Below are 22,901 nucleotides of genomic sequence, written 5' to 3' on the forward strand. Positions count from 1 at the left end.
AGGACCGAGCGGTCGTGAGCATGAAGGCTCGACTTCGACTGTCGGGGTTCATTGCAAGTTGATCCTTGTGGTGAAACGTGGCCGCGAGAGCGGACACGGGAGCGCTTTGCGCCCAAACGGGGGGATTGTCAACAGCCTCGGCTAAGGGCTGTCTGCTCAGTCGCCGTCGGCAAAGGAGAAGCCGGCGCCAAGGCCGATGGCACCGCCGAAATCCTTGTTCAGCCGGTCGAGAAGATCGGCGGTGTTGAGCGTGAGAAAATCGAGCTTGGCCCGGCTCTTGTCATCGGCGATCGCCTCGCCGATCGGACCGTCGATGGTCTGCGAGATGCCGATGACCGACTTGAAGACGAAGTCTGCCGACCCGGCGACCGAGCGGCTGTCGTTCGGAAGCAGGCTTTCCATGTCGGCCACCTTGAACAGGGTATGCAGGCCGCGGAAGTTGGCGGCGATCGAGGGCATGGTGTTTTCCGACCGCCAGTAGATCGCCGACTTCGGATGTCCCTTGTCCTGCTTGCCGTCGACGGTTCCGGCATAGAACGGCTTCAGCCGCTGGTCCTTCACCATCTCGACGCCGTGCACGAAAATGCCGAGCAGCTCGGTTGCCGCCTCCTTGCTGTCGCGAAATTGAGGATTTCCAGGGCCCGGCTTTTTCCAGGCGGCCTGGATGCCCTCAGGCTTTTGCCACTCCGCCAGGAACTCGTTGGCGATGGCGTCGAGGTTCTGCGAGATCGCCACGCCGTAGCGGCAACGGAAATCGCCGTCCTTGCTCGCCAGCACATCGGAGCCATTGCCGTAGAGCACGTATTCCAGTGCGCCCAGTCCTTGCGCCGCGACGCTCTTGCCCTTGAGCGATGCGACGTCGGTCGCCGTCTCGTCGCCCTTGGCAAGAATGGCCTGCACCTGTTTCAGGCCCGTGCTCTTGCGGTCGGGGTAGAACAGGAAGCGCTCGAAGCGGTTCTGCTCGAGCGCCGGCCCCAAACGGATGATTTCGACCGTCGACCAGGCCTGTACCAGGTCGGAAAATGCTTCTTGCGCTTTCTCCTGCGATGCCGCCGACGGGACCTCGCAAAGGGCGGCCGACGCCTTCGTCAGCAGCGCGGTCTTGTCCGACAGGTTGCGGTAGCCGGGGATAATGAAATCGTCGACCGCCCTAGCCATCACGGCTGGCACGGCAGCCTCGTTGACGACACGGGGCGACAGCGCGCTTCCCTCCTGCGCCATGGCCGGCAGGGACAGAGCGGCCAGGCAAAGGCCGAGGGCAAGCGAAGGCATATGAGACATCAAAGAGACTCCAGGAATGCGAGGAGGTCACGGCGGTCACGTGTGGAAAGCGCGGCAAAGGCGTCTCGCGCTTTTTCGCCCTCTCCACCATGCCACAGAATGGCTTCGGTAAAATTGCGGGCCCGCCCGTCGTGCAGCAGGAACGTATGGCCGCTCACCGCCTTCGTCAGTCCGATGCCCCAGAGCGGCGGCGTGCGCCATTCGCGGCCATTGGCGATACCTACGGTCTGGCCATCGGCAAGGCCGTCTCCCATGTCATGGAGCAGGAAGTCGGAATAGGGCCAGATCAGCTGGAACGCCTGTGCCTTGTGGGCAGCGTCGCGACGCGTCACGTATTTCGGGGTGTGGCAGGAAGCGCAGCCGCTCTGGTAGAAGATCTCCTTGCCGCGCAGGGTTTTTGGAAAGCTCGCCTTGCGCCGCGCCGGAACGGCCAGATTGGCCGAGTAGAAGGTGACCAGTCCCAGCACCGGGTCCGGAGCCTCGACCGCGCCGAGACGCGCCTGGACGCCGGTCGGCAGGCCGAGGCAGGCCGTTTGCCCTTCGGTGCAGTCGCCAAAACTGCGGTCGAGATCCGGGGTCGAAAGGCCGATATCGGCGGCGAAGGCATCCGCCGTCTGCTGGCGCACCGTCGGGGTCTGTGCCTTCCAGCCAAAGCGACCAAGCGCAATTTCTCCGGTCGCGCGATCGCGAACCAGCGAGGCGCGCCCGCTGATGCCGTCGCCGTCGGCGTCATCAGGGTCTGCACGGGAAAGGATATCCGCCTCATGGATCGCCTCGATCAGTCCCAATCCGATCATCTGCGGCGCCACCCGCGGCGAAAGCGTCGTTGTCGGATCAAGGGCGCCGTAGGCGAGATCGCGCACCGCATAGGTCGGCTTGCGCAGGAAGACCAGTTCGCCGTCCGCCAGCGTGACCGGCAGCTCGGAGTAGGTCATCTTCATCTGACCTTCGGCGGCAAGCCCCGGCACCGCCCTGTCCTGCAACTGCGCGCCGTAGATCGGGTCGGGGAAATTGGCCATGTCGTAGGTCGCCAGCATCTGCCGTTCGCCGTCGTTGCGCGGCGCCCGGGCGAGCCGGTAGAGCATCGAGGTGCCGTCGCTGGCGCCTTCGGGCGGGCCGCCACGCCCATCGCGCGGATGGCAGCTGAGGCAGGACCTTGCATTGTAGAGCGGCCCCAGGCCATCGGACGCCTGGGTTGACGAGGGCGAGGACACCCAGAGCTTTTCGAACAGCGCATCGCCCAGCTTGAATCCCTCTTCATCCTCGAAAGCCAAGTTTGCGGAAAACTGAGTGAAGCTGTCCTGATCGTTCGGGGCGATCGACGTTCCGGCTCCCGCCGACATCGCCTCGTATCGTTCTGCCTTGGAGAAATCCGTGACCGGCACAGTGATCGCCTCGACGCGGCGAAGGTCGGCCTCGGAGAGATCGTCGCGCTTGTGCTTGAGCGCGGAGGTATCGTCTGACGCCTGAACTGCCGCCGCAACAAGAAACAGCGCCAGGAGCGACTGCAGAAGGGAGCGGGCAATGCATGCGTTCATCGATTGAGGATCGGGCCGCGTCCGTAACGGCGCGGCCCGCCTTTTCAGCTTATTGGAAAACAGCGTTAGGATTATCCAAGCTGTCGGAACCTTCAAGCTCAATCGTGCCGAGGTCGAGCGACGCGATGACGCGCTGCACGGTCTTGGCCTGGGCGATCAGGCCGTCGATCGCGGCCTGGACGGTGGCGTTGCCCTCGGCATTGCCTTCGCCGATCATCTGGTCGTAGGCCTCGACGGTTTCGGCGCGCTTGGCCATCGCCTGCATCTTCTCGACCGTGGTGGCGAGATCCTTGGTCATTTCCTTGTCGAGTGCCGCGTCCTTGGTGGCAACGAGTTCGGAAAGCGAGGCGCCGGTCAGCTTGGTGCCGTCGACGCGGGTATATTCGCCGGTATAGGCCGACTGGATGCCGATCGCGTCGTGCAGGTGCGAGTTGTGGGTGTTGTCGGAGAAGCAGTCGTGCTCTTCTTCCGGGTCATGCAGCAGGATGCCGAGCTTCATGCGCTCGCCTGCAAGCTCGCCATAGGAGAGCGATCCCATGCCGGTCAGGATGGCGGTCAGGCCAGCCTTCGGATCGGCTTCGACGGCCTTGGTCGCCGCGCCATCCGGCGTCCAGTTGGCAACCATTTCCTTCAGGTCCGAAACGAGCAGTTCGGATGCAGCCTTCAAATAGGCGCCACGCCGATCGCAATTGCCGCCGGTGCAGGCCTTGGTGTCGTAATCCGTGTAGGGGCGGTTGCCGGCGCCAGCCTTGGTGCCGTTCAGGTCCTGGCCCCAGAGCAGGAATTCGATGGCGTGATAGCCCGTGGCGACGTTCGCCTCGATGCCGCCTGCTTCCTGTAGGGTACCCGCCAGCAGTTCCGGCGTGATGTTGGTGGCGTCGACATCCTTGCCGTCGATCTTGATCGTCTTGTTGGCGATCACGTTGGCGGTGAAGAGACCGTTCTCGTCGCTCTCGCTGCCGTAGCTCGGATCGACATAGTCGATCAGGCCTTCGTCCAGCGGCCAGGCGTTGACCTTGCCTTCCCACTCGTCAACGATGGCGTTGCCGAAGCGGTAGACTTCCGTTTCCTGGTAGGGGTGGCGGGCCTTGAGCCAGGCTTCGCGCGCCGCCTTCAGCGTTGCTTCGCTGGGGGTCGCGATCAGCGCGTCGATTGCCTTGTCGAGCGCCTCAGCGGTGATCAGCGCATCTTCGAACTTGGCGTGCGCGACGACGGTGTAGTGCTTTACAACGGCGGCCGCATCGGTGGCGGCCTGCGCCGGCTGCAGGGCCAGCGTCGACGTTGCCGTCATGAGCGCCAGCGCCGCGGCGCGGATGAAATTCTTGGTCATGACCCTCTCCTGTTCTTCTCCCGGCGTGACCGGAACGGACACCGCGGGACGGCGTCATTGCTCGGCAATGGGTCGTGGAAAATCCCCCGCCGACCCGCCGGAGCTTGATTGTCATGAACCAAAAGTAAACTGGTGTCAAAGTGTATAGTTTAGAACGTTTTCAATCTGATGCCGGCGGTTTGGCGCAGTGTCGAAGCCGCCGGCGAGGCGCTCAGGCCTTGCGCTGCATCAGGCAGAAGAAGAAGCCGTCGGTGCCGGTGGAAGCCGGCGTCAGCGTCACCGTCTTCATGTCGGCGGACCATGGCTGCGGCTTGTCGGTACCGAATAGCCCGGCCCAGATGTCGGCGGCCGACAGGATCTCGAATTCCGGATTGTCTTCGCAGAAGCCGTAGACTTGCGCCTCGTTCTCCTCGGGAAGCACCGAGCAGGTGACGTAGATCAGGTGTCCGCCCGGCCGCACGAACTGCGCAGCACTTGCCAGCGCTTCTTCCTGCTGGGAGATCCGCTCTTCGAGGTTCTTCTGGTTGAGCCGCCACTTGGTGTCGGGGCGGCGACGCCACGTTCCGGTGCCGGTGCAAGGCGCATCGACGAGAACCCGATCGAAACGGCCGGCAAGCGGCGCCAGGCTGTCGGCGGAATCGTGTACCTGGACATTGCGCGTTCCAGCGCGCTTCAGCCGTTCGATGATCGGCGCCAGGCGCTTGCGGTCGGTGTCGTAGGCGTGCACCTGGCCCTTGTTGTTCATCGCAGCCGACATGGCGAGCGTCTTGCCGCCGCCGCCGGCGCAATAGTCGAGCACCTGTTCGCCTTCCTGCGGGAAGGCGAGATCGGCGACGATCTGCGATCCCTCGTCCTGGACTTCGAACCAGCCTTTCTGGAAGGAAAGCTCGGCGGTGACGTTCGGCAGGCGCGAGGCGCCTTCGCCGGCGGGAATACGAATACCGTTGCGGGCGATCGTTGCGGCTTCAGCGCCGCTGCGCTCCAGCGCCTTCAGCACCTTGTCCCGGGTCGACTTGAGCGTGTTGGCGCGCAGATCGAGCGTCGGACGCCCGGCGAGCGCCTTGGCTTCGTCGAGCCAATCCTCGGAGAAGTTTTCCTCGAAGGATGCCTGCACCCATTCGGGAATGTCGCCCTGGATGTGGGGCGCGGCATCATCGAGGCGGCGCGTCGCGAAGGCCTGCGCCATGTCGGCGGACGGCATCTCGGGTGCGAATTTGTCGCCATCGAGTTCGGCCGCCAGCGCTTCGGGGGAAAAGCCCCACTGGCGGTACATCACGGCGTGGCCGAGAGCGGCGGCGCTGTCGCTGTCCATCAGGTAGGCGTGGGAGAGCTTCATGCGAAGCGCGTCATAGACGATGTTGCCGATCGCCGATCGATCGCCGGAGCCGGCGAAGCGATGGGAAAGGCCCCAGTCCTTGAGTGCGTCGGCGACCGGGCGCTTCCGCTTTTCGATGTCCTCAAGAACCTCAATGGCTCCAGCGAGCCTGCCGCCCAATCGCATCTTCGATCAACTCCTTTTTCGCCGTGGTAGCGGCGATGGCATCGAAGAGCAAGACGCTGGCCGGGATTAAACGCGGGGAAGTGGCGAGGAACAGTACTTCTCAAAGCAGAACCGCCCGGATCGGATGCCGGACGGAAGTATTTTACGATCAGGAATTGACGACGCGATAACAGATGCTGGCGTGGCCGGAGCTGATCATGCCGATCTGCGAGGCGGCTGCTTTGGAAAGATCGATCACACGGCCACGGATGAACGGGCCACGATCGTTGATGCGAACGATTACACTCTTGCCGTTGCGCTTGTTGGTGACCTGCACCTTGGTGCCGAATTTCAGACTGCGATGGGCGGCGGTGAGGCGGGCGGCGTTCATACGTTCGCCGGAAGCCGTCTTGGAGGTCAGCGCATACCAGGAAGCACCGCCGCAGCCGGCGCCTGCTGCCTGGCTGTCGGAAACGGAACCGAGGCCGATCCCGGCGGTGAACAGCGCTGCCGCAGCAACAGTCTTGATTTTCGCTGGCGTCAAACTGGCGACCCTCGGTTAGAGCTCTTGGGCTGGAGCTCTTGGTTAATTCTGTCGAAGATCGCTAATTGGGGCGAAAAATGGCGAAAACGTGCTTCAACCATTTACGTTTTATTAGGATCTATTAAAAAAGGACGAAAATTAAAAAACGAAGATTGTTTGAAATAGTTTAAATGGAACCCGGAAGTTCTTTGGAATCAGCGGTTGAACGCTAAATGCGGCGCGCACGCGAGCCGAGATATCGGCTTAACGAAAAAAATCATTAAAAATTTCGAATTGAACGAATCGTCCGGAATCCGGATGGTCAAAAATGCGTCACTACCGCTGTGGTTGCATTCAATTCGCCGAGTATAGAATGAATATCTCACGAAGGTCACAATTAAGCGCCTCCGTGAGATCACCATTACTAACGATCATGCTATCGACAATGTTCCATTGCGAACGGAATATTTTGACTGGTTCGCGCAGCAATTGTTCATTGGCCGCGCCAGCTGTCCGTCTGCCACATTTGCGCAAGCGAGACGCGATAATCGGGATAGGCGAGTTCGAAGCCGGTTTCCCGCAGGCGTGCATTCGAAACGCGCTTGTTTTCGCCATAGAAGGATCGGGCCATCGGCGAAAGCTCGGCGGTTTCGAACGGCATCTCGGGCGGCGGCTCGACGCCCATCAGCCGCGCGGCCTCGGCAACGATATCCTGCGGTGGTGCCGGCTCGTTGTCGGTGATGTTGAAGATCCCACCCTGAAGTCTTTCGGAGAGGTAGGATGTGGCAGCGCCGATATCTTCCACACGAATGCGATTGAACACCTGGCCGGGCTTGATCAGCCGGCGGGCCGTGCCGTTGGCGAGATTGCAGAAGGCGTTGCGTCCGGGGCCGTAAATGCCGGAAAGCCGTAGCACAGCGACGGGAACAGCGTGTTTGGCGCCGAAGGCAAGCCAGGCGTCTTCCGCCTCGACTCGCTCCACCGAGCGCGCCGAGACCGGTTTGGACAACATGTCTTCCGTCACCCACTGACCGCCATGGTCGCCATAGACGCCGACGGTGGAGAGATAGCCGATCCAGCGAAGGGCAGGGGCAAGCGTGGCGAGGTCGGTGCTGCCGGGGCGGAACATCGGGTCGCCGTCGCGGCCGGGAGCGATCGACTGGATCAGATGGGTCGCCTGCCGCAAGGCGTCTGCCAGTTCGTCGGAAACCGTATCGCCGTCGAAGACGATCGGGCGGATGCCCGCTTTTGCGAGTTTGGCAGCCTTTTCCGCACTGCGGGTCGTACCAGTGACGCTATCGGCCTTGTCGGCCAGTGCGCGCGCGATCGCCATGCCGGAATAACCGGCGCCAAGAATCAGGACATGCATCGGCTTACTCCCGCCATTTGCCATTCGGACAACACTTCTTCGTCGCTCTCCGCACCGCATTGCCTCTCATGGGCCGCAAGCGCATCGGGCGAGATCAATAGTGACAAAGCCCACACCGCCATCGCCCTCACCATCGGGGAGGTATCGCTGGTCAACGTCTTGCAGGCTGCGACCAGGCTGTCATCGCCGGAATTGCCCGCTGCGATCAAGACATTTCTGACGAAGCGGTCACGCCCGATGCGTTTGACCGGCGAGCCCGAGAAGAAGGTCCTAAATGTCGGGTCGTCGAGGGTCAGGAGAAAGGCGAGCGACGGCGCCTTCAGGTCATCGCGCGCCTTCAGTTTCATCTCCGACGCCTGCTGCGCGAACTTGTTCCAGGGGCAGGCGGCAAGACAGTCGTCGCAGCCATAGATGCGATTGCCGATCAGCGGACGCAGCGTCGGGTCGATCGGCCCCTTGTGCTCGATTGTCAGGTAGGAAATGCAGCGCCGCGCGTCGATGCGGTAGGGGGCGGGGAAGGCAGCGGTGGGACAGGCGTTGACACAGGCACGACAGGAGCCGCAATGGTCGCGCTCGGCGGCGTCGAAGGCAAGTTCCGCCGTGGTGAACAGGCTGCCGAGAAACAGCCAGGAGCCGAACTCGCGGCTGACGAGATTGGTGTGTTTGCCTTGCCAGCCGATGCCTGCCTTTTCGGCGAGCGGCTTTTCCATCACCGGTGCCGTGTCGACGAACACCTTCACGTCTTCGCCGGCACGTGCCGCAAAGCGGGTCGCGACCTCTTTCAGGCGGCCCTTGATGATATCGTGATAGTCGCGGTTCTGGGCATAGACGGAGATCGCACCGCGATCCGGCTGGTCGAGGATGCCGCGCGGGTCTTCCTCCGGGCCGTAGTTCATTCCGAACATGACGACCGAGCGCACGTTGCTCCAGAGGGTTCGCGGATCGGAGCGGCGCTCCGCCGTTTCGGCCAGCCATTCCATCGTGCCGTGGAAGCCCTCGTCGAGGAATTCCACGAGCCGCGCCGGCGCCTCCGGTATGGCATCGGGCCGGGTGATGCGACAGACGTCGAAGCCCTTGTCGGCCGCCTCGGCCTTCAGGAATTCCGTCAGCTTCTGCCGCCGTCGCTCCTGGTTTTCAGCCTTGGCAGCACTGCCGGGCACGGCACTATCCTCAGAAATCGAGATCCGCATAATGCGGAACCGGTGTGATACCGCGCACGCGCTCGGAGAGCAGCGGGCGGAAGGAGGGGCGGGACTTCAGCCGCTGATACCATTCCTTGGCGGTCGGCGCGTCCGACCAGTCGATCTCGCCGAGATAGTCGAGCACCGAAACCGTCGCGGCCGCCGCAAGGTCGGCATAGGAGATCCGGTCGCCTGCAAGCCAGGGCCGCGACCCGGCAAGCCACGACAGGTACTTCATGTGCTGGCGGATATTGGCGCGCGAGGTGCGCAGCACCTTGCTGTCAGGTGCGCCGCCGCCCTGGTCCGGCGTCATCTGCAGTTTGAAGATGCGCTCGCGCACCAAGGGGCGCGTCACGTCGGCTTCCATCTTGTGAAGGAACCATTCGGCCAGCCGGCGGATTTCGGCGCGCTGGAACGGATCTTCCGCCAGAAGCCGCCGATCCCGCTTCATGATGCCGTTCGTCTCGTCGAGATATTCCGAGATGATCGTGGCGCCACAAAGCGCCCTCATACTGTCGTCAACATAGACCGGTAACGTGCCCGCCGGATTCAGCGTCAGAAAGTCTCGCCGGTTTTCCCAGGGCTGTTCCTCGGTCAATTCCGTCTGGTAGCCGTATTCCGAAAGGATCAGGCGCACGAACCGCGAAGCGGAGGACATGGGGTGATGGTACAGTGTCGGCATCGATGATCTGGCTTCTTATGGTCTTTTTTCAGGGAACGTCAGCGTGGCGGCGCATGCGTCTGGCCACGGCTCATCAGAAAAAGCTATAGGAACTTGTGGTGGCAAACACAAGCGAATCAGCCTTTTCCTCCCACTCCAAAACTTGTCAGGAAAATCTTATATATGGCGGATCAATCGATCATCAGCGCGCTCGTCCTCGGTCTCATCGAGGGATTGACGGAGTTCATCCCCGTGTCTTCGACGGCGCATGTGCTCCTCGCCGGGCACTTCCTCGGCTTCAGATCGCCGGGCAACACCTTTGCCGTTCTGATACAGCTCGGCGCCATCCTGGCGATCCTGCTCGTCTATTTCCAAAGACTTCTGTCGATCGCACTGGCGCTGCCGACGAGCGTCAAGGCCCGCCGCTTCGTCGTGTCGGTGCTGCTCGCCTTCCTGCCGGCCGCCATCATCGGCGCAATCGCCCATGACTTCATCAAGACCGTGCTGTTCGAAACGCCGATCCTGATCTGTGTCGTGCTGATCATTGGCGGCTTCATCCTGCTTGCGATCGATCGGATGCCGCTGACGCCGCGCTACACCGACGTCATGGACTATCCGCCGTCGCTGGCGCTGAAGATCGGCCTGTTCCAGTGCCTGGCGATGATTCCCGGCACCTCGCGCTCCGGTGCGACGATTGCCGGCGCTCTGCTGATGGGAACGGACAAGCGGTCGGCGGCGGAGTTCTCGTTCTTCCTGGCCATGCCGACGATGCTCGGCGCCTTCACGCTCGACCTCTACAAGAACCGTGATGCGCTGTCGTTCGACGATTTCACACTGATTGCCGTCGGCTTCATCGCGGCGTTCGTCGCCGGCATCTTCGTCGTCCGCTCGCTCTTGGACTTCGTCTCGCGCCGCGGCTTCACGCCATTTGCGATCTGGCGCATCGTCGTCGGCACCGCCGGCCTTATCGGCCTCTGGATGCTCGGTTGAGAACAGCTACTGCATAATTCTCTAAATCGATCCGATTTAAGGGCGAAATTATGCAGCAAATATAAAGAGATACAGCGTCCTTTGCGCGTCATATTTGACGCGCGGCGCTGTAAAAATAAAACCGCGTGCGTTTCAGATGAAACGCACGCGGTCCCTGGCCCCCGCCAAAAACTTGTAGCTAATCGCCCGATGGGCGCCGGCTTACTTGCCGGAAAGGTCGATCGACGCCGTCGTGCACGGGTCGACGCCATAGGCCGGCGTGCAGCCCTTGCGGCTGCTCGCGACCGTGTTCGGCGCGACGAAGGAGCCAGCCAGAATGATCAGTGCCGCAGACGCAAAAAAGATTGCGATCGACTTGCCCATGGACGCCATGCCTTTCGAGAGTGATGCTGCCGCCGCCGAGACTTACCTGTCATCGGGGCGCGGGGCGGTTTTTATGCGTTGGATATGTCTTGATCAATATCAGGACATGTTGAATCTGCGGTAAATGCCATTCGCTTTTGTCACTGCGGCAGAACTGCAACGCTGTTGCCTTGATGACACAATAAAAAAGCCGCCGGCAGGGCCGGCGGCGATCGAAAGAGGCTTTCTGGGCTGCTGCCTCAGGCGGCGCGGCCGCTGCGTGTATACTGGCCCTGCGGGCGATAGCGCACGAGATAGGTCGACAGGATCGATTCCAGCATCGTCGGCGTGATGCCGATGCCGCCAAGCGTCCGGCCTTCGGATTCGGCCTTGGCCGAGACGATATTGTCGGATTTCAGCAACACCACCTGGTCGGGCGTTATCGGCGGCGTGATGAAGGGGATCATCGACGCGACGCGGCCCATCAGCGAGGCGATGCCGAAGGGCACCGATACCAGCGAGCGCTTGCGATCGATGGTCTGGAGCATGATCTCGAGACATTCGCGGAAGGTGAGGACGTCAGGTCCGCCGAGTTCGTAAATCGTGCCAGCCGACAGCTTGCCGTCGACCGAGCGGGCAACGACCTCGGCGACATCGGTGACATAGACCGGCTGGAACTTGGTGTTCCCGCCGCCGATCAGTGGCAGCGCCGGTGCGAACCGGGCCATTTGGGCGAACTTGTTGAAGAAGCCGTCCTCCGGTCCGAAGACGATCGACGGGCGCAGGATGATCGCGTCCGGCAGCGTTTCCAGGATCGCGGCTTCGGCACGCCCCTTGGTGCGGGCGTAGCTCGATTCCGACTTGGCGTCCGCGCCGATCGCCGAGATATGCGTTAGCTTGGCGCCGACATTGCGCGCGGCTTCCGCAACCGCTCGGGCGCCGAAATCCTGCACGGCGTCGAAGGTGTTGCGGCCGCTCTCGAACAGGACGCCGACGCAGTTGATGACATGGTCGGAGCCTTCGACGGCGCGGTCGACCGACTTGCGATAGCGCAGGTTGGCCTGGACGAACGAGATCTGGCCGACATTGCCGAGCGGCTGCAGGTGGCCTGCAAGATCCGGCCGGCGAACGGCAACGCGGATGCGGTAGCCGCGCTTGGCGAGTGCACGTACGACATGACGGCCGACGAACCCGGATCCGCCGAAAATCGTCACCAGCGGCGGAAGGTTGGACAAGGTCATGGGAAGTGCACTCCTGATCTCATTTGGAAGAATTGTTTGCTACATAGCCCAACAGCCGCGAGAGGTGAAGGCCAATCCTCGCGGCGGGCGGCGTTGCCGTGGTTGGCAACACTCGTCGGTCAGATGCCCTCGACGACCACCATCTCGGCGTCTGCCACCTGTTGGCGGATCGCCGCGGCAATCTGGTACTCGGGGGAATTATAGCAGTCGACAGCGGCCTGAAGCGATGGAAATTCGATGACGACGTTGCGGGCGCGAACCCCACCTTCCAGCCGCTCGAATTCACCGCCGCGCGCCAGGAAATTGGCGCCGTATTTCTCGAAGGCCGGCTTTGCGGCCGCCACATAGTCCTTGTAGCGTTCGGGGTCTCGCACATCGACCCGTGCGATCCAATATCCTTTTGCCATGCTGAACTCCTCGTCTTCAGGCATCGAAAGCAGACGGGAGTGTTACTTCCGGCAAATTCCGGGCAAGGTCAAGCGGAACGGTTGCAGAGGGCGGCGATGTACGAGAGGGATCGCCGACCTGTTGCACGCGGGTGTCACGATCAGCGCGAAAGCGCGCCGTTCATCTCGTCGAGGATGCCGCGCGCGGCGACAAGCGGATCTGCGGCTGCGACGATTGGGCGCGCGACGACGAGGTGGCTCGATCCGGCCTTCAGCGCGTCGGCGGGTGTCATGACGCGCTTCTGGTCGCCCTTCTCGGCTCCGGCCGGGCGGATGCCTGGGGTCACCAGAGCCATGTCGGGGCCGATGATCTTGCGCACCGCGGAGGATTCCTCGGCCGAGCAGACGATGCCGCCCATGCCGGCGGCACGGGCCTGTTCGGCCCGGCGCAGCACCAGCGTGTGCGGGTCGTATTCGTAGCCCGCATCGATCACGTCCTGCTCGTCCATCGAGGTGAGCACGGTAACGCCGAGCAGGCAGAGATCCGATCCCCTGGCTGCCTCGACCGCCGCCTTCATCGCCTTGGGGTAGGCGTGCAGCGTCAGCATCGACATGCCCATCTTGACGATGTTCTCGACGCCCTTGGCCACCGTGTTGTCGATGTCGAGCAGCTTCATGTCGAGGAAGACCTTCTTGCGGCTTGCGGCCAGATCGCGGGCGAACTCGAGCCCTCCGGCAAACACCAGTTGGTAGCCGATCTTGTAGAAGGTCACGTCGTCACCAAGCGTGGTAACGATCTTTTCAGCCTCTGCGATTGTCGGAAGATCCAGGCCGACGATCAGTCGGTCGCGTGCGGTCTCGGTCATGTCGCGGTCACCCCCTGCCAGAATTCCATCGGGGTCCAGTCGCATGTGAGGGCGCGATCCGCAAGACGGAACGCGAAGAGATTGCCGCCGCCGCCGCCCTTCTGGTCGGCGCTTCGGCTGATGGCGGTGCCGCCCAGCTTGCACTTCAAGAGGGTACCGACGCCGCCATGGCCGACGAAAGCGATCGGGATTTTGGCGTCGTGTTCGTCAAGGATACGAAAGACGGCAGCCGAGATGCGGGCCTGCGCGTCGACGGCGCGCTCCCAGCCGTTGAAGCTTTCGTTCGGATTGGCGAAGAACCAGTCCGCCGCCCTCTCGAATTCCGGGGGCGGCAGGAAGCCGGTGGCCGAGCGGTCGTTCTCGCCCATCGTGTCGTCGGTCTCGATCGCGACGCCGGCCGCTCCGGCCAGAAGGTTCGCGGTCTCGATCGCCTTGGTCTCGTCGCTCGAAACGATCCGCCCGAGCGTTCGAACCCACGGCTGCCGCGCCGTCGCTTCCGCTCGCGCATATCCGATCTCCGACAGTCCCCATTTCGGCACGGGAACTGCCGGATCGATCTGCACTTGCGGGTGCGTGATATACAGACCGAACAATGGTGTGCCCTGTCAGTGCGCTTTGCGGTAGACCCAGAGCTGCGCCGGGGGAATGTTGCGCACGACGAAATCGAGATGCTGGATGCTGTAGCGGTCGGGCATGGCAACCACAGGCGACAGCGGACCATAGGAGATCTGCACGACGGGACGGCCGACCGGGATGCGCGACAAAAGATCCACGATCAGCTCGACGCGACGATGCATCGGGAAATTGAGCAGCGGCACGGCAGACACGACGCTGTCGAAGGTCCGGTCCGTCATCGCGCCAAGCGTCTGCTTGAGATCGAACGCGTCGCCGTTGATGAAGTTGACGCCGGCAAAGTTTGCCTTGAGCTGCTGGTAGAAGTCGGTGGAGTACTCGACGGACACCAGATCTTCCGCTGCTAGACCGCGCTCCAGGATCGCCTTGGTGATGACGCCGGTTCCGGGGCCGAGTTCAAGAACCGGCAATCCGGAATGGGGATTGATGACGCTCGCCATGCGGCGGGCGGTGACGGAAGACGTCGGAAGGATTGCCCCGACCGCCTTCGCATTGCTCATCCACCCCTTGAAGAAACGGATCTCCTCGTCGAATTTCCGGCCAAGCCGTTCCTTCACCTTCACGCGCAAATTCATTGAACCCCTCAAAACCGTCGTCCTCTCATACGGATCGTCCGGTTCCGCTGATTCGAGCGGGGAACGGACATTGCAGACATAATGTGATCCCATCTGCGGCAAAAACAAGTCTGTCTACGCCTGAAAGCGTCGTCTTATCAACAGCACGCGAATATCAGCGCCAACAAAAAACCCGCCACGCGCGGCGTGACGGGTCTTAATTTTTCACCGCGGCACGGGCGGCTAAACCCGCATCGGCATCAGCACGTAAAGCGCGTCCTCGGCCGCCAGATCGCGCACCAGCGTCGGCGAGCCCGGGTCGGCCAGCATGAAGATGGCGTCGGTTCCCGTCAGCTGCGAGGTGATGTCGAGCAGGTATTTTGCATTGAAACCGATTTCGAGCGGGTCGTGCTCGTAGCCGACCGGCAGCTCTTCCGTCGCGCTGCCCGAATCCGGGTTGTTGACCGTCAGCGTCATCTGGCCGTCGGCCAGCGCCAGCTTCACGGCGCGTCCGCGTTCGGAGGAAATCGTCGAAACGCGGTCGACGGCCTGGGCGAAGGACTGGCAATCGACGCGCAGTTCCTTGTCGTTGTTGGCCGGTATAACGCGCTGGTAATCCGGGAAGGTGCCGTCGATCAGCTTTGAGGTCATCACGATCGAGCCGATCGTCAGGCGAATTTTGGCGTCCGATACTTCGAGCGTCACGATGATATCGGGGTTGTCGAGTAGCTTCTGCAGTTCGCTGACGGTCTTGCGCGGAATGATGATGCCCGGCATGCCCTCGGAGCCGGACGGCGCTTCGACGTCGGCGCGCGCAAGGCGGTGGCCGTCGGTTGCCACGGCGCGCAGCTTCAGGTCGCCCTTGCTCTCGACCGTGTGCACGAAGATGCCGTTGAGATAGTAGCGGGTCTCCTCGGTCGAGATCGCGAACTGCGTCCGGTCGATCAGCATCTTCAGGTCGGTCGCCTTGAGGCGGAAGGTGTGGGAGAAGCTGCCGGCCGTCAGGTCGGGGAAATCGGATTGCGGCAGGCACTGCAGTGAGAATTTCGAGCGGCCGGAGGCGACCGTCATCGCTGTGCCTTCGGCGTTGGTCGCCAGCAGCACTTCCGAGCCATCGGGCAGCTTGCGCACGATGTCATAAAGCAGGTGCGCCGGAACCGTGGTGGCGCCGGCCTGTTCCACCTGCGCCGGCGTCGCCTCGGTGATCTCGAGATCGAGGTCGGTCGCCTTCATCTCGAGGCTCGCGCCGTCGGAGCGCAAAAGAACGTTCGAGAGGATCGGGATCGTGTTTCGCCGTTCGACCACGCGGTGAACGTGGTTCAGCGACTTCAGGAGATTGGACCGCTCGAGAGTAATGCGCATGGGATGCTACCGCTTTCAACCGTTGCTGGGCGGGCGAGGCTCCCGCCGCAGCGTCAACTGCGAGTGTCCCGGCCGACCGACCGGAAGGATGTGGACCGGCAAAATGGCAGAAACAGCGCCTGAAAAGCAAGGGGTTTGACTGGCGCTGTCCCCAGATGACGCACCAGCCGGCCGCTTGGCGCCCTTGCTCTGCCATGTCGGCTCACTCATAAAGACTAAAACCGGTCAGCCGGCATCGCCATCAGGAAGCTGCAGTTGGAAAAACATAAGACGTCGGACGCCTCGGATGGGCAGAAGCAGCGCAGCTATCGGCTGCACAATGCCAGCATTCCCGCGCGTCCGCTCGATGTCGCGCTCTATCTGGTGGCGACGCCGATCGGCAATCTTGGCGACATCACCCTGCGGGCGCTTGAAACGCTTGCCGGCGCCGACGTGCTCGCCTGCGAGGACACCCGCGTCACCCGCGTGCTGCTCGACCGTTACGGCATCGTCAACCGGCCCTACGCCTACCACGAGCATAATGCCGACGAGGTCGGCCCGCGGCTGCTGGCGGCTCTTGGCGAGGGCAGATCGGTGGCGCTAGTCTCCGATGCCGGCACGCCGCTTGTCTCCGATCCCGGCTATCGCCTGGCGCAGCTGGCGATCGATGCAGGCTATCGCGTCGTGCCGATCCCAGGCGCCTCAGCCCCGCTTGCCGCCCTTGTCGGTTCGGGCCTGCCCAACGACGCCTTTCTCTTCGCCGGTTTCCTGCCGACCAAGGACAAGGCCAAGCGCGATCGGCTGCAGGAGTTGGCGACGGTGCCGTCGACGCTCATGTTCTTCGAATCGCCGCACCGGATTGCCGCCACGGTGGCGGCTGCCGCCGCCGTGCTCGGCGAAAACAGAAAGGCGGCCGTGTGCCGCGAACTGACCAAGACCTTCGAGGAATTCCGCCGTGGCACGCTCGGCGAACTCAAGGCGTTTTACGACGATGCCGGCGCGGTCAAGGGCGAGATCGTGTTCGTGATCGGCCCGCCGGACGCGCCGCCGGAACCGGAGGCCGCCGACGTTGATGCGCTGTTGACGCGGCTCATCGCCGATATGTCGACCGGCAAGGCGGCGACCGAGGCAGCAAAGCAGACGGGCCTTCCGCGCAAGGAGCTTTACGACCGGCTGCTGGAACTCAAGGGCCGCCATGGCGACTGAAGGGCCCGATCGACGCAGGCTTGGGGCTCAGAGGCGCGGTCGGTTCGCCGAGTATCGCGCGGCCCTCTGCCTGATCGTCAAAGGGTACCGCATCGTCGCCATGCGTCATCGCACCAAACTGGGCGAAATCGACATCATTGCGCGGCGGGGTGATCTCATCGCCTGCGTCGAGGTCAAGGCCCGGCGCTCGGCCGACGACGGGGTCTTCGCCGTCACCGGAACGGCGCAGCACCGCATTCGCGCGGCCAGCGATCTCTGGCTCGCACGCCAACCCGATTTCGCCAGGCTTTCCGTCCGTTACGATATCATCACGGTGACACCCTGGCGCTGGCCGCGACACCTGCCCGATGCGTTCTGAACCGGCGCGGGATGAGGGAAAATGATTGCGGTGTTCCGCCCGCATCCCGTCTTGGAACAGATTCGCGAATTTGTAATCGTCCCGACATAAAAGCGTTACCGGCCTGTCATTGAAGGCCACTAGTCCACTGCCATCCGCAACTCGGTGGAGAGGACCAGTCATGTTCAAGAAAATTTCACTCGCAGCTTTCACCCTTGCTTTTTCGGCAACCTCGTCGCTAGCCGCAACCAATATTACCTGGTGGCACGGCATGGCCGGCCGCAACGGCGAGGTCATCAACGAGATCTCGCAGAAGTTCAACGAAGCCCAGAGCGCCTGCGCGCTGACCCCGGTTTCGAAGGGCACCTATGAGGAAGCGCTCGCTTCCGGCATCGCCGCATTCCGCTCTGGCGAACAGCCGAACATTCTGCAGGTCTTCGACGCCGGTGCAGCGACCATCATCAACGCCAAGGGCGCCGTCGTTCCCGCCGAAGATCTGATCATCAAGGCCGGCCACAACTTCGACCGCAATGCCTTCATCGACGGCGTGCGCTACTTCTACGCCGATAGCGAAGGCAAGTTCGTCGGCATGCCGTTCAACTCGTCGGCCCCGATCATGTACGTGAACGACGAAGCCCTGAAAAAGGCCGGCGTCGAAGCACCGAAGACCTGGGAGGAGTTCGAGGCTGCAGCACCGAAGCTGAAAGCCGCCGGCTACATCCCGCTCGTCCAGTCGCAGCTCACCTGGCAGTTCACCGAGAACTTCTTCTCGCGCAACAACATCCAGTTCGCCACCAACAACAACGGCTACGACAGCGTCGCCGACACCAAGCTCAAGGTCACCGATCCGAACCTGGTCATGATGTTCGACAAGCTCAAGGCCTGGAAGGACGAAGGTTACTTCGCCTTTTACGGCGCCGGCTGGAACGACAACCAGAAGGTCTTCGAAGAAGGCAAGGCTGCATTCTGGATCGGTTCGTCCGGTTCGTTCGGCGGCCTGCAGAAGACGGCGCAGATGCCGTTCTCGGCGACGTTCCTGCCCTACTGGAACGCAATCGAGGGTGCCGGCACTAACTCCTTCATCGGCGGCGCGGCACTGTTTGCCATGTCGGGCAAGTCGGACGAGGAAAATAAGTGCGTCGCCGACTTCTTCCAGTTCCTGACCTCGCCTGAAATCCAATACTTCTACCACAAGGCAACCGGCTACGTGGCCATCACCAAGGCAGCCTACGAGCTTGCCCAGAAGGACGGCTACTACAAGGAAAAGCCGGTCGCGGAAGTCGGCATCAAGCAGCTGATGCTGCCGGCCGGCGACTGGTCGAAGGGCTACCGCCTCGGCTTCTACCCGCAGATCCGCGAGATCATGGAACGCGAATACGGCCGCATCTTCTCCGGTGAAACCACGGTCAAGGACGCCTTCGACACGATCGAGAAGGACGGCAACGAGCTGCTCGCCCGCTTCGCCAAGACGGCTGGCTGATCTCGATGACCTCTGGAACGGAAAGCCTCCCCGCACCGCGGGGAGGGACGGGAACGGACGGGCGTCGCTTCGGCGCCCTCCGGCTGTTCGGCGGCAAACCGAAGGACGGCGACGCGACTGCCAAGCGCGTGCAGTTCTCCTCGCCTTACCTGCCCTACCTCTTTCTCGCGCCGCAGCTGGCGATCATCTTCGTGTTCTTCTACTGGCCGTCGATCCAGGCGATCCAGTCGTCCTTTTATCTGGAAGACCCGTTCGGCTTCGGCTCGACCTTCGTCGGCATGGCGAACTACACCGACGTGCTGAAGTCGGGCGAATATCTGGGCATCTCGCGCTTCACGGCGATCTTCACCACGCTCGTCACCTTCTTCGCGCTGTCGATCGGCCTGTTGCTCGCCGTCAAGGCGGATGGGGTCATCCGCGGCAACGCCACCTACAAGACGCTGCTCATCTGGGTCTATGCGATCGCGCCCCCGGTTGCCGGCCTCATCGGCATGATGTTCTTCGACCAGCATATCGGCCCGATCGTCGAGCTTGCCCGCTGGTTCGGCTGGGATATCAAGGTCGGTCTCAACTATTTCGATACGGCTTTTTCGATGATCGTCGTCTCGGTCTGGAAGCAGATCCCTTACAACTTCATCTTTTTCCTCTCCGGCCTGCAGGGTATTCCGGTCGCGGTGCGCGAGGCGGCGGCCATGGATTGCCGCTCGGGCTTCCGCCGCTTCTGGACCGTGATCCTGCCGCTGCTCGCGCCGACCGCCTTCTTCCTTCTGATCATCAATGTCACCTACGCACTGTTCGACACCTTCGGCGTCATCGACGTCATGGTGAAAGACAAGGCGGCGAACAATCCGATCACCCTTGTCTACAAGGTCTACATGGACGGTTTCCGCGGCAACGACCTTGGCGGCTCCTCGGCGCAGTCGGTCATCCTGATGCTCATCGTCTTCGTGCTCACCATCTTCCAGTTTCGCTTCATCGAGCGGCGCGTGCACTACAATTGAGGCGGGGCCGATGTATCGCACCAAGTTTTTCGACCACGTCATCCTCCTCACCGGCGTCTTCATCATGGTGGCACCGGTCGTGGTCGCCTTCATGACGTCGACGCACGAGGCGGCGGATATCCACCGCAACGGCCTCAGCCTCAGCTGGGGCGGCCATTTCGTCGAGACCTACGAGACGGTGCTCACCCGCAAGGGCGGCTTCACCGGCAAGATCACCGGCCTCAACATGATGATGAACTCGATGATCCTCGGCCTCGGCTTCGCGCTCGGCAAGATCGTCTTGTCGATGCTGGCCGCCTATGCGATCGTCTATTTCCGCTTCCGGCTCGCGACCTTCTTCTTCTGGATCATCTTCACGACGCTGCTCCTGCCGCTCGAAGTGCGCATTCTTCCCTCCTACGAGGTGATGAACACGCTGAAGCTGACCAACACCTATACCGGCCTGATCGTGCCGCTGCTCGCGTCGGCGACGGGTACCTTCTATTTCCGTCAGTTCTTCAAGTCGGTGCCGGACGAATTGCTCGAGGCAGCGCGCATCGATGGCGCCGGCCCGTTCAAGTTCTTCATCGACGTGCTGGTGCCGCTGTCGCGCACCATGATGGCGGCGATCTTCATCATCATGTTCGTCTATGGTTGGAACCAGTATCTCTGGCCGACATTGATGACCACGGACGAAGGTTTCTTCACGCTGGTGCGCGGCATCAAGCAGATCCTGCTCGTCTGGGTCGGCTCGAACATCCCCGATTACAACGAGGCCTTTGCTCTGGCGATCCTTGCCATGCTGCCGCCGGTCCTGATCGTGGTGATCTTCCAGCGCTGGTTCATCAAGGGCCTGACGGAAAGCGACAAGTAGACAAAGGAGAGGCGAAGCCGTCTTCGCCGCTTCCTCAAACCGCAATTTACCAACGGAGGCAGCCATGGCGGCCATCACCATCGCCGAGGTCTCGAAGATCTATACCGGCAACGTCGAGGCGGTAAAGTCCGTCTCGATCGATATCGAGGACGGCGAGTTCATCGTGCTTGTCGGCCCGTCCGGCTGCGGCAAGTCCACGCTTCTGCGCATGGTCGCAGGCCTTGAAGGCATCTCGAAAGGCACGGTCAAGATTGGCCCACGCGTCATCAACGAGGTCGATCCGGCTGAGCGCGACATCGCCATGGTTTTCCAGAACTATGCGCTCTATCCGCATATGACGGTCTACCAGAACCTCGCCTACGGTCTGAAGAACCGCAAGACGCCGAAAGCCGAGATCGACGCCCGTGTAGCGGAAGCCGCGCGCATGCTGGAGATCGAGCCCTATCTCGACCGCAAGCCGCGTGCGCTTTCCGGTGGCCAGCGTCAGCGTGTGGCCATGGGCCGCGCCATCGTGCGCAAGCCGGCAGCCTTCCTTTTCGACGAGCCGTTGTCCAACCTCGACGCCAAGCTGCGCGTTTCCATGCGTGGCGAGATCAAGCGGCTGCAGAAGCGCCTCGGCACCACATCGCTTTATGTCACGCACGACCAGCTCGAGGCGATGACGCTGGCCGATCGGCTTGTGGTGTTCAACGGTGGCCGGATCGAGCAGATCGGCCGCCCGCTCGATGTCTACCATCGCCCGGCCTCGACCTTCGTCGCGAGCTTCATCGGCTCGCCCGCCATGAACCTGATCAAGGGCCGCATCGAAGGCTCGCGCCTTTCTGTCGGCACCTACAGGATCGAGCTTGGCGACAGTGCGCCGGTCGAAGGGCCGGTCACCGTCGGCCTGCGCGCCGAGGACCTGCGGCTTGCCGCCGTCGGCGAGGATGCGATGCTGTTTCAGGTCGACTATGTCGAGGAACTCGGCGCGCAACGCCTCGTCCACGGCACCATCGAGGATCAGGCGCTGACCGTGGCGCTTTCTCCCGAAATTCCCTTGTCCGGCGATCTTGCTGTCACGATTGCAACGGGCCGCCTGCATTTCTTCTCGCCCGAGAACGGCAAGCGACTGGAGCGCGGAACGTCTTTCGCCAATACTGCCGAAAGCGCTCGTCCCGTCAGCCTGGAGCCGGCATTGTGATCGAAAAGACTGTCATCAGCCTCACCGTGCCCTCGCAGGAAACCCGCGCCGGTTTCACGGCGATTGAACGTTCGATCGCAGCCCATGATGCCGTGATGGCAGCACTTCCCGAGATGAACAGCATCGAGATCGGCGGCGCGCCGTCGTCGGGCGAGCCGCTTGCCTTTCCGTTTACCATCGCCGCCTGGAACCTGGAGCGCTGCCTGTTTGCGCCGGAAAGTGCCGCGCATCTGGCGGCAACCGACGCGCCGGTCGTGCTGCTCTCGGAAATGGACAACGGCATGGCCCGCACCGGCCAGCGCCACCCGACCGCGGAGGTCGCAGCCACGCTCCAGATGCAATATGCCTACGGCGTCGAGTTCATCGAGCTCGGCCTCGGTTCCGATACTGAACTGGAATTCTGCAAGGACGACTTCAACGAAAAGGGTTTTCACGGCAATGCGTTGATGGCTGCGGTGCCGCTCGGCCGGCCGTTCATGCTCCGCCTCTGGGGCAAACGGCTGTGGTTCATGGATGGCGGCGATCAGCCGCGCGTCGGCGAACGCTTTGCCATCGGCGCGGTGATCGAGACGCAAGCCGGGCCCTTCGTTGCCGTTTCCACCCATCTCGAAAGCGCCACCACGGCGCCCTATCGCGAGCGCCAGGTGAAGGAACTGATCGAGGCGCTCGATGAAGCCTTCCTGGCCTTGCCTGTGCTGATCGGCGGCGACCTCAACACCGGCAACCACGCTGGCGGTGATTTCGAGGCCGAAGGGCTGTTCACCACGAGCGCTGCGCGCGGCTTCACCCGCCATGGCGGGCCGATCGAGCTGATGACGACCCGCCCCAGCCTGATCACGCGCTGGCCGGAGCGGGCGATGAAACTCGACTGGTTTCTGTCACGGGGCTTGAAGATCGGCGAAAGCGGGATCATTCCTTCGCTCGACGCGGACGGCCGTCCGCTTTCGGATCATGATCTCATCACCTGCGTCATCGAGGGCTTTGAATAGCCTTGCCGCTGAAGCGCTCGATGCTTGGCGCTCGAGCCTTGCCTAAGGCGAGTCCGCATTCTACATGTTGCGGGCATTTCTAGAGCGGGATGAGGAAACGTTTGCTCGGTTCTCCGCCCGCATCTCGCTCTAACGTATT

At 62.4% G+C, this 22,901-nt stretch carries 23 protein-coding genes; 8 read left to right on the forward strand and 15 right to left on the reverse strand.

The window, feature by feature from the left end; genetic code table 11:
• Positions 1-156 precede the first annotated feature (156 nt).
• The 8 genes from BKP54_RS08990 to BKP54_RS09025 all read right to left on the reverse strand — a co-directional run bounded on the left by BKP54_RS08990 (position 157) and on the right by BKP54_RS09025 (position 9,384).
• Positions 157-1,281: an imelysin family protein gene (locus BKP54_RS08990; RefSeq protein WP_025425599.1), complete on the reverse strand. Its 1,125-nt coding sequence runs from the start codon at positions 1,279-1,281 to the stop codon at positions 157-159.
• Positions 1,281-2,819 carry a di-heme oxidoredictase family protein gene (locus BKP54_RS08995; RefSeq protein WP_057212524.1) on the reverse strand — a complete coding sequence of 513 codons (1,539 nt, stop codon included), beginning with the start codon at positions 2,817-2,819 and terminating at the stop codon, positions 1,281-1,283. Before BKP54_RS08995 ends, BKP54_RS08990 begins: the two co-directional genes overlap by 1 nt.
• 49 nt (positions 2,820-2,868) lie before the next feature.
• Positions 2,869-4,149 carry an imelysin family protein gene (locus BKP54_RS09000; protein ID WP_025425601.1) on the reverse strand — a complete coding sequence of 427 codons (1,281 nt, stop codon included), beginning with the start codon at positions 4,147-4,149 and terminating at the stop codon, positions 2,869-2,871.
• Between the two features lie 211 nt (positions 4,150-4,360).
• A complete protein-coding gene (locus BKP54_RS09005) occupies positions 4,361-5,650 on the reverse strand; it encodes an RsmB/NOP family class I SAM-dependent RNA methyltransferase (RefSeq protein WP_025425602.1) in 1,290 nt (429 codons plus the stop codon).
• A gap of 148 nt (positions 5,651-5,798) precedes the next feature.
• Positions 5,799-6,173 carry a septal ring lytic transglycosylase RlpA family protein gene (locus BKP54_RS09010; RefSeq protein WP_025425603.1) on the reverse strand — a complete coding sequence of 125 codons (375 nt, stop codon included), beginning with the start codon at positions 6,171-6,173 and terminating at the stop codon, positions 5,799-5,801.
• 472 nt (positions 6,174-6,645) lie between these two features.
• The gene (locus tag BKP54_RS09015; RefSeq protein ID WP_025425604.1) at positions 6,646-7,521 is read right to left on the reverse strand and encodes an SDR family oxidoreductase; all 876 of its coding nucleotides are present in this window, start codon (positions 7,519-7,521) and stop codon (positions 6,646-6,648) included.
• Positions 7,509-8,681, reverse strand: coding sequence for a tRNA epoxyqueuosine(34) reductase QueG (gene queG / locus BKP54_RS09020; protein ID WP_025425605.1), 1,173 nt, complete (start codon positions 8,679-8,681; stop codon positions 7,509-7,511). Before queG ends, BKP54_RS09015 begins: the two co-directional genes overlap by 13 nt.
• 10 nt (positions 8,682-8,691) lie before the next feature.
• Positions 8,692-9,384, reverse strand: a complete 693-nt coding sequence (locus tag BKP54_RS09025) for a glutathione S-transferase family protein (RefSeq protein ID WP_025425606.1) — start codon at positions 9,382-9,384, stop codon at positions 8,692-8,694.
• Positions 9,385-9,546: 162 nt separating this feature from the next.
• Between BKP54_RS09025 and BKP54_RS09030 the strand changes: the two genes are divergently transcribed.
• The gene (locus BKP54_RS09030; protein WP_025425607.1) at positions 9,547-10,353 is read left to right on the forward strand and encodes an undecaprenyl-diphosphate phosphatase; all 807 of its coding nucleotides are present in this window, start codon (positions 9,547-9,549) and stop codon (positions 10,351-10,353) included.
• A 201-nt stretch (positions 10,354-10,554) separates the two neighbouring features.
• On the opposite strand, the gene BKP54_RS34965 is transcribed toward BKP54_RS09030, so the two are convergent.
• The 7 genes from BKP54_RS34965 to dnaN all read right to left on the reverse strand — a co-directional run bounded on the left by BKP54_RS34965 (position 10,555) and on the right by dnaN (position 15,737).
• Positions 10,555-10,716, reverse strand: coding sequence for a hypothetical protein (locus BKP54_RS34965; protein ID WP_025425608.1), 162 nt, complete (start codon positions 10,714-10,716; stop codon positions 10,555-10,557).
• Between the two features lie 239 nt (positions 10,717-10,955).
• Positions 10,956-11,936 carry a complex I NDUFA9 subunit family protein gene (locus BKP54_RS09035; protein WP_025425609.1) on the reverse strand — a complete coding sequence of 327 codons (981 nt, stop codon included), beginning with the start codon at positions 11,934-11,936 and terminating at the stop codon, positions 10,956-10,958.
• A gap of 119 nt (positions 11,937-12,055) precedes the next feature.
• Positions 12,056-12,343 carry a DUF1330 domain-containing protein gene (locus tag BKP54_RS09040; protein ID WP_025425610.1) on the reverse strand — a complete coding sequence of 96 codons (288 nt, stop codon included), beginning with the start codon at positions 12,341-12,343 and terminating at the stop codon, positions 12,056-12,058.
• 140 nt (positions 12,344-12,483) lie between these two features.
• Positions 12,484-13,188, reverse strand: a complete 705-nt coding sequence (gene pyrF / locus BKP54_RS09045; RefSeq protein WP_025425611.1) for an orotidine-5'-phosphate decarboxylase — start codon at positions 13,186-13,188, stop codon at positions 12,484-12,486.
• The gene (locus tag BKP54_RS09050; RefSeq protein ID WP_025425612.1) at positions 13,185-13,781 is read right to left on the reverse strand and encodes a histidine phosphatase family protein; all 597 of its coding nucleotides are present in this window, start codon (positions 13,779-13,781) and stop codon (positions 13,185-13,187) included. The genes pyrF and BKP54_RS09050 overlap by 4 nt, the downstream gene beginning before the upstream one ends.
• A gap of 12 nt (positions 13,782-13,793) precedes the next feature.
• Positions 13,794-14,396 carry a phospholipid N-methyltransferase PmtA gene (pmtA, locus tag BKP54_RS09055; protein WP_025425613.1) on the reverse strand — a complete coding sequence of 201 codons (603 nt, stop codon included), beginning with the start codon at positions 14,394-14,396 and terminating at the stop codon, positions 13,794-13,796.
• A gap of 222 nt (positions 14,397-14,618) precedes the next feature.
• On the reverse strand, positions 14,619-15,737 hold the full coding sequence (dnaN, locus tag BKP54_RS09060; protein ID WP_057204315.1) for a DNA polymerase III subunit beta: 1,119 nt from the start codon (positions 15,735-15,737) through the stop codon (positions 14,619-14,621).
• Between the two features lie 255 nt (positions 15,738-15,992).
• On the opposite strand from dnaN, the gene rsmI reads away from it, so the two are divergent.
• The 7 genes from rsmI (at position 15,993) to BKP54_RS09095 (ending at position 22,762) form a co-directional block, all read left to right on the forward strand.
• Positions 15,993-16,922 carry a 16S rRNA (cytidine(1402)-2'-O)-methyltransferase gene (gene rsmI / locus BKP54_RS09065; protein WP_025425615.1) on the forward strand — a complete coding sequence of 310 codons (930 nt, stop codon included), beginning with the start codon at positions 15,993-15,995 and terminating at the stop codon, positions 16,920-16,922.
• Positions 16,912-17,280, forward strand: a complete 369-nt coding sequence (locus BKP54_RS09070) for a YraN family protein (RefSeq protein ID WP_025425616.1) — start codon at positions 16,912-16,914, stop codon at positions 17,278-17,280. Before rsmI ends, BKP54_RS09070 begins: the two co-directional genes overlap by 11 nt.
• Before the next feature lie 160 nt (positions 17,281-17,440).
• Complete coding sequence (locus tag BKP54_RS09075) at positions 17,441-18,739, forward strand: extracellular solute-binding protein (RefSeq protein WP_025425617.1); 1,299 nt, start codon at positions 17,441-17,443, stop codon at positions 18,737-18,739.
• A gap of 5 nt (positions 18,740-18,744) precedes the next feature.
• On the forward strand, positions 18,745-19,740 hold the full coding sequence (locus BKP54_RS09080; protein WP_025425618.1) for an ABC transporter permease subunit: 996 nt from the start codon (positions 18,745-18,747) through the stop codon (positions 19,738-19,740).
• A 10-nt stretch (positions 19,741-19,750) separates the two neighbouring features.
• Positions 19,751-20,593, forward strand: a complete 843-nt coding sequence (gene ugpE, locus BKP54_RS09085) for a sn-glycerol-3-phosphate ABC transporter permease UgpE (protein WP_025425619.1) — start codon at positions 19,751-19,753, stop codon at positions 20,591-20,593.
• A 64-nt stretch (positions 20,594-20,657) separates the two neighbouring features.
• Positions 20,658-21,773 carry a sn-glycerol-3-phosphate import ATP-binding protein UgpC gene (locus BKP54_RS09090; RefSeq protein ID WP_025425620.1) on the forward strand — a complete coding sequence of 372 codons (1,116 nt, stop codon included), beginning with the start codon at positions 20,658-20,660 and terminating at the stop codon, positions 21,771-21,773.
• Complete coding sequence (locus BKP54_RS09095) at positions 21,770-22,762, forward strand: endonuclease (RefSeq protein ID WP_025425621.1); 993 nt, start codon at positions 21,770-21,772, stop codon at positions 22,760-22,762. Before BKP54_RS09090 ends, BKP54_RS09095 begins: the two co-directional genes overlap by 4 nt.
• Positions 22,763-22,901 lie beyond the last annotated feature (139 nt).

This window comes from Ensifer sp. 1H6 (assembly GCF_001976035.1).
In the GTDB taxonomy this organism is placed as follows: domain Bacteria; phylum Pseudomonadota; class Alphaproteobacteria; order Rhizobiales; family Rhizobiaceae; genus Ensifer; species Ensifer canadensis.